This is a genomic window from Mycobacteroides saopaulense, from assembly GCF_001456355.1.
GTDB lineage: Bacteria > Actinomycetota > Actinomycetes > Mycobacteriales > Mycobacteriaceae > Mycobacterium > Mycobacterium saopaulense.
Map to the genome: position 1 here is coordinate 4,433,735 of NZ_CP010271.1, position 5,330 is coordinate 4,439,064.

The 5,330-nt window shown below is 62.2% G+C and carries 7 protein-coding genes; 4 read left to right on the forward strand and 3 right to left on the reverse strand.

The annotated features are described in order from the left end of the window. Positions 1-228 precede the first annotated feature (228 nt). Both MYCSP_RS22070 and MYCSP_RS22075 read right to left on the reverse strand, forming a co-directional pair. A complete protein-coding gene (locus MYCSP_RS22070) occupies positions 229-534 on the reverse strand; it encodes a hypothetical protein (protein ID WP_070911677.1) in 306 nt (101 codons plus the stop codon). Positions 535-585: 51 nt separating this feature from the next. Beyond that, entirely contained in the window at positions 586-864 is a 279-nt protein-coding gene (locus MYCSP_RS22075) for a hypothetical protein (protein WP_070911676.1), read from the reverse strand. 253 nt (positions 865-1,117) lie between these two features. On the opposite strand from MYCSP_RS22075, the gene MYCSP_RS22080 reads away from it, so the two are divergent. From MYCSP_RS22080 to MYCSP_RS22100, 4 genes are all read left to right on the forward strand, one after another. Further along, positions 1,118-1,762: a TetR/AcrR family transcriptional regulator gene (locus MYCSP_RS22080; RefSeq protein WP_088415161.1), complete on the forward strand. Its 645-nt coding sequence runs from the start codon at positions 1,118-1,120 to the stop codon at positions 1,760-1,762. Then, entirely contained in the window at positions 1,762-2,994 is a 1,233-nt protein-coding gene (locus MYCSP_RS23240) for a glycosyltransferase (protein ID WP_162266279.1), read from the forward strand. The genes MYCSP_RS22080 and MYCSP_RS23240 overlap by 1 nt, the downstream gene beginning before the upstream one ends. A gap of 216 nt (positions 2,995-3,210) precedes the next feature. Further along, complete coding sequence (locus MYCSP_RS22090) at positions 3,211-3,831, forward strand: TetR/AcrR family transcriptional regulator (protein ID WP_083019578.1); 621 nt, start codon at positions 3,211-3,213, stop codon at positions 3,829-3,831. A gap of 349 nt (positions 3,832-4,180) precedes the next feature. Beyond that, positions 4,181-4,624: a hypothetical protein gene (locus tag MYCSP_RS22100; protein ID WP_088415163.1), complete on the forward strand. Its 444-nt coding sequence runs from the start codon at positions 4,181-4,183 to the stop codon at positions 4,622-4,624. Positions 4,625-4,641: 17 nt separating this feature from the next. Here the strand turns inward: MYCSP_RS22100 and MYCSP_RS22105 are convergent, their stop codons facing one another. Beyond that, positions 4,642-5,316 carry a methyltransferase family protein gene (locus MYCSP_RS22105; protein WP_162266280.1) on the reverse strand — a complete coding sequence of 225 codons (675 nt, stop codon included), beginning with the start codon at positions 5,314-5,316 and terminating at the stop codon, positions 4,642-4,644. Positions 5,317-5,330 lie beyond the last annotated feature (14 nt).

The following is a 5,330-nucleotide window of genomic DNA, read 5'->3' on the forward strand; positions in this document are numbered from 1 at the left end:
TCGCTGTGGCCAGAATGATTTGGGCCAAGAAAGTTGAGCACACAGTAGGGTGAAGGATCGGCTGGCCCATCGCTTCATACGTGCGGGCGAATGCGTATCTTGCTGCGCGGCAATGAGTCCCGATATGACCACGCGCCAGGCATTCTCATCGGGCCAGTGGCGACACGGCGTGAGAGGTCATCGACGGACACTCATCTACCGGTGTCGCCACCGCCCGGCGGGGGGCAGCTAGCAGGCCAGCGTGACGTATGCGACCTTTTGTCCAGCGGTCGGGACCGTCGTGGGCTGGTTGCGCATGTTGCGCCCCGGCTGCACGTTCTGGACTCCGGACTGCTGTGACACTCCCTGAACCGTGCATTGCGACGGATGCTCCGAGCCCACCTTGGTGACGATCACCCGGTATCCGTTGGACTTCAGGTCATTGATGACCGCGTCCGGATCTGAGGTGGGGCCGGCGAGGGCGGCGGCCGCTGTTGCCAGGGAAAGTCCCGTGGCAGCGACCACCGCGGCCGCTGCTGTGACGATCTTCTTCATGACTGATGCTCCTTCTGCGTCTACGAAGATGAAGCCGGTTATGCGTAATAACTAGGCGTTGTTCTTGTTGGTGCCATAGGGGACGTGCGGGTTGGTGCCCAGCGGAACCAACGGGTTGGCGCCCTCGTAGGTCGGCTGGTGGACACCCTGCTCATAGATGACATCGCCCGGGGCCACGCAAGGACGCAGCTCAGTGGCGTTGACACTGGTCTCGCCGGCGTAACAGACCGGAGGAGGGGTGGGACCCGCCAAGGCAACGGGCGCGCCCATCAGAGCGACCGCGACGGTGACGCCCGCGCCGCCCACTATTGCAACGAGTGACTTTTTCATGTGGTGTTTCCTTTCCGCTCGGTCATCTTGCTAATGGCCTAGGAAGTGAACATCACTTGCCAGAGACATCAACGTTGATGCATTCACCCAGTTCAACGGCTTCAAGGTTCACCCGGTTCCCAATTTATGAGACATTCGACTGATTCTCAGCTAAATCTCAGAGTACCCCATGGGGGTTGGGGTCTGGAAAAAATGATATATAGCCGTTAACCAACCGTTAACCAGGCTTAATGGGCCCTCAACACTAGATCAACTGATCTATACTTCGATCATGCGATCTAAATCTGACCGGGAACGCACCTTTACCGAGGTCGCTCGCCGCGAGCAGATCATCACGTGTGCCATCGAGGTCATTGCCGAGGTGGGCTATCCGCAGACCTCCGTCCGCAAGGTCGCCGAGCGCGCCGGCATCGCGATGAGCGTGGTGCTCTACCACTTCGGCACCAAGGACGGGCTCATCGAAGCGGTGATCGCCTCGATGTACAGATCCGGCATCGAGGCTGTCGCTCCTGCCCTTGAGCAGGCTCGAACGCAGACCGACAAGCTTGCGGTCTACATCCGTTCCAGCATCAAATACTTCGATACCCACCGGATACAGCTGGCCGCCTTGGCGCAGCTTGGTACCAGCTACAAGCCGCGTGCCGAAAAACCCTTGCGCGAGTTGGGATTAACACCCGAACTGGCCGAACAACTGACCAGGATCGACCCGACAGCAATTCTTCGCGCCGGGCGCAAGACGGGTGAATTCTCTTCTTTTCCCATCGATTCCACCGCAATAGCATTGCGCGGGGCGGTCAACGCGGTGGTAGAGAAGATCCTGCAGGATCCCGATTTTGACGCCAACCGGTATGCGGAAGACGTGGTGAAGATCTTCCAGCGAGTAGTACGGGGTGGGTGATGGCACGTGTGGTCATCGCCGCCGTCGGCAGCCACGGCGACGTCGCGCCGTTGACAGGTGTCGGTGTGCGCCTGCTTCAAGCCGGACACCACGTGACATTCGCCGCGTATGACCGCTTCGCGTCTCTATTTTCGAACTGCGGATTGGACTTTCGTGGCATATCGGAGCCGGGCGCGCCATCCGACGACGCGGATGTCAACGTCACGAGGGGCCTTGCCGAATTTCTTGCCCCGCGCGGCATGCGGTCGCTGGGCAACGCACTGCTGACGGCGATACACGACCTACCCGCTGACATACTGCTGCTGTCACCGTTCTCCGAACTGGCCGGGCATCCACTGGCTGAGGCCAAAGGCATTCCCTCCATAGGTATTCGGATGCAGCCGTTCTCCGCAACCCGCGATTTTCCACCGGCAGCACTCGGGCCTTGGTCGGCGGGGTCGACGTGTAACCGTCTGGCATCCGACGCCGGCGCGTGGCTGGTCGATCACCTCTACGGCGGGGTGGTGGCAGGCCTTCGGCGCGATCTCGACCTACCGAAGATGTCGGGCGGCAAGCTACGCAGAATCCGATCCGATGCGCAATGGACTGTCTTGCATGGCTTCTCACCTCATATCGTGCCCCGACCTACCGATTGGCGCCCTGGTCTGGAAGTAGCCGGGTACTGGTGGCCGGCGATTGACCCGCAGTGGCGTCCTGACGTGGAACTCGGCAATTTTCTCGCGGCCGGCGCACCCCCTGTGTTCGTCGGTTTCGGAAGCACGATGACCTCGGCCGTACAGGCGCGGCGCATATCGGAGCTCGTGCGAGATGCATTACGCCTGGCCGGTGTGCGGGGCGTTGTGCAATCCGGCTGGGCGGGAATCGACGTCGGGGGCGACGGAATCCTGATGGTGGACGAGGTTCCGCACAGCTGGCTGTTCCCTCGGCTGGCCGCCGTCGTACATCATTGTGGTGCGGGGACAACCGCTGCGGGGTTACGTGCCGGAGTACCCACTGTCGCCGCACCCGGCCTGGGCGATCAGCCTTTCTGGGCTCGACGATTGAGGGACCTCGGACTCAGCGCCGACACCATCGGGCAACGGACCATGACGGCCGAGCAGCTGGCCAATGCCATCCGCATCGCCGTCACCGATCAGGAACTCAGAAATCGAAACCGTCGGTTCGCCGACATCCTGGCCGCCGAAGACGGAGCCGCTCACGTTGTGTCGACTGTCGACCGATTGCTTGTTTGAGCCTGCTCCCAGGCAGGAGGCCAAGGAAGTCCGCGACACCCCTCGTGAGTCAGTCCACCGCATCTGCGCTGTGTGAACTCGGTCGCGGTCTCCTGGGCCGTACCCGCCAACAGAATTACGGCAACAGTGTTGCCGTAATTGCCCCGCGCTGTCAAGACGGACATACTGGCGGGCGTGACGGACGAGCGACGAACGCGTGGCCGCCCGCCCCTGCCCATGGATTCGATCGTCGAGGCGGCGTTACGGATCGTGGACGAGGAAGGGGGCGAGGCGCTGTCCATGCGCGCCCTGGCACGCCGGCTCGATACCGGTACGGCAACCATCTACCGGCGGTTCGAGAACCGCACCGAACTCGTCGCACACGTCGTGGATCGGGTATTCGGCGAGATCGACTTCGATGACGAGGAGCTCGCCGCCATGGACTGGCAACGCGCGTGCGCGCTGTCTGCCCGCGCGTTGTTCGATGCCATGCGGCGCCACCCGAATGTCGCGATACTGCTGGCCGATCAGCTGCCCGTGGGGCCGAAGGTTTTCACGCTGCGCGAACGCACGCTCAAGCTGTTCGTCAATGCAGGATTCACCCCGGCGGACGCCGCCCGCATATACACAACCGTGGGCCGATACGTCTTGGGTTTCGCGACACAGCTGGGTGTGGAACACAAAAGCCGCGGCACCGATCCCGCGCTGCTCATGCGGCTTGTGCAAGGCCTCGACATGGCCGACTTCCCCATGACGCTCGCCATCGGGCAGTCTCTGGCCGTGTCGATCGAGGATGACTTCGAGTTTGGCCTAGGGCTCCTGATCGTGGGCCTGGAACGGCTGCACGACAGCGTGTAGCCGTTCCACACGTGCTTCTTGAAGAAGGGGATCACCCCGGCCAATGCCAGCGCCACCGGCTCCGGCTTGTCATAGAGGTCGTAGTGCGACCAGCCCTGCGCGACGACGAGTTGCTTATCCTTGGACGCTGCCCGGCGGATGATCTCCAGTCCGTCTCGATACGAGCCGAAGGCACCCGGGTCTCAACCTGTATGTCATGACCGCCGAGCCGAATTCCACCACAGCCGAGCGGCTCACACTTCTCGGAAGTTGGGCCGTCACCGACCGACAAGCCGAGTCGGCGGAGAGCGCTCCCACCGACCTTTCCCCTTCCTGAGGTACGGCGGGAGCACCGCAGTAGGGTCGAGTGATGATCAGCACCGGCCCCGCACTCAGCACCGCCACGGCGGTAACACTGCTCGCGGCCGGACTCATCTTCCTTCTCGCACTGGTACTCGGTATCTGGAAATACCGCCAGATGCTCACCAGCCCAGATCATCTCGCACACCCCTACGTCGATATCGCCCATCGCGCCGCACTGCTCTACTCGTTCGCCACCTTGCTCACCGCGGTATTCGTCGAGTTGAGCGCGTGGCCCGCCTGGGTGAACATCACCGCCGCGATGGTCCTGGTGTTCTTCTTCGTGGCCGCTATCGCCAGCTACATCCTCCACGGGGCACTGCGCGACACCACCAATCAGCTCGAAAATCCCGGCGCGGGAATCTACCTGTCCATGGCCCTGTTGATCGGCGGCGAGATCGGCGGATTCGCAGTGCTACTCACCGGATTCATACGTGCCCAATGGTTCTCGTAATCGCGCCGACCAATCCATCACCAGACGTATGGCATCAGGCGATAACGGGCCCGCTGCGTGTACTCGCGGTAGCCGTCCAACCGCTCGATGAGTAGCTCTTCCTCGTCACGGATGCGCACGACGAGCATGAGCAGGCCCGGCGCCGCGCAGACCAGCCCCCAGTACGAGCCGAGTGCCAGCGGAAATCCCACGATGGTAATCACGTTGCCCGTGTACATCGGATGCCGCACGAGCTCATACAGTCCGGTGGTGACCAGCGGCTGGTCGGCTTCCACCTGAACAGTGGATGCCGCAAAGCTGTTCTGAATGACCACCAAACTCGTCACCCCCAGCCCAAGGGCAACCAGCACATCACCGACCACACAGATCGCCGCGGGCACCGGGGACCAGCCGAAGCGATGGTCAAGGGCACTGACCATCACCATGGCCACCAACGACAAGTACCAGCCACCGATGAGTACCTTTTGCAATGTCCTGGTTTCTGCCGCAGGGCCCGCGCGCTTACGGCGCTGATGCGCTGCCGGATCCGCCCTCTGCAGGTAGATACTCGGGATCCAGGTCGACAACGCGAACACCACCAGAAACGCCCATGCCTGCCAGTAGGTGAATGTTCCGGCAAGCAGGAACAGCACCAATCCCAACACCGCGAGCTCGACAATCCCGAATGCCACCACTCTGGCAACGGCTTTCACGCGTCCTCCTGTCG

Coding starts and splice junctions, on each gene's coding strand:
- MYCSP_RS23240 (WP_162266279.1), top strand. CDS start 1,762: ATGGCACGTGTGGTCATCGCCGCCGTCGGCAGCCACGGCGACGTCGCG.
- MYCSP_RS22075 (WP_070911676.1), bottom strand. CDS start 864: ATGAAAAAGTCACTCGTTGCAATAGTGGGCGGCGCGGGCGTCACCGTC.
- MYCSP_RS22090 (WP_083019578.1), top strand. CDS start 3,211: ATGGATTCGATCGTCGAGGCGGCGTTACGGATCGTGGACGAGGAAGGG.
- MYCSP_RS22100 (WP_088415163.1), top strand. CDS start 4,181: ATGATCAGCACCGGCCCCGCACTCAGCACCGCCACGGCGGTAACACTG.
- MYCSP_RS22070 (WP_070911677.1), bottom strand. CDS start 534: ATGAAGAAGATCGTCACAGCAGCGGCCGCGGTGGTCGCTGCCACGGGA.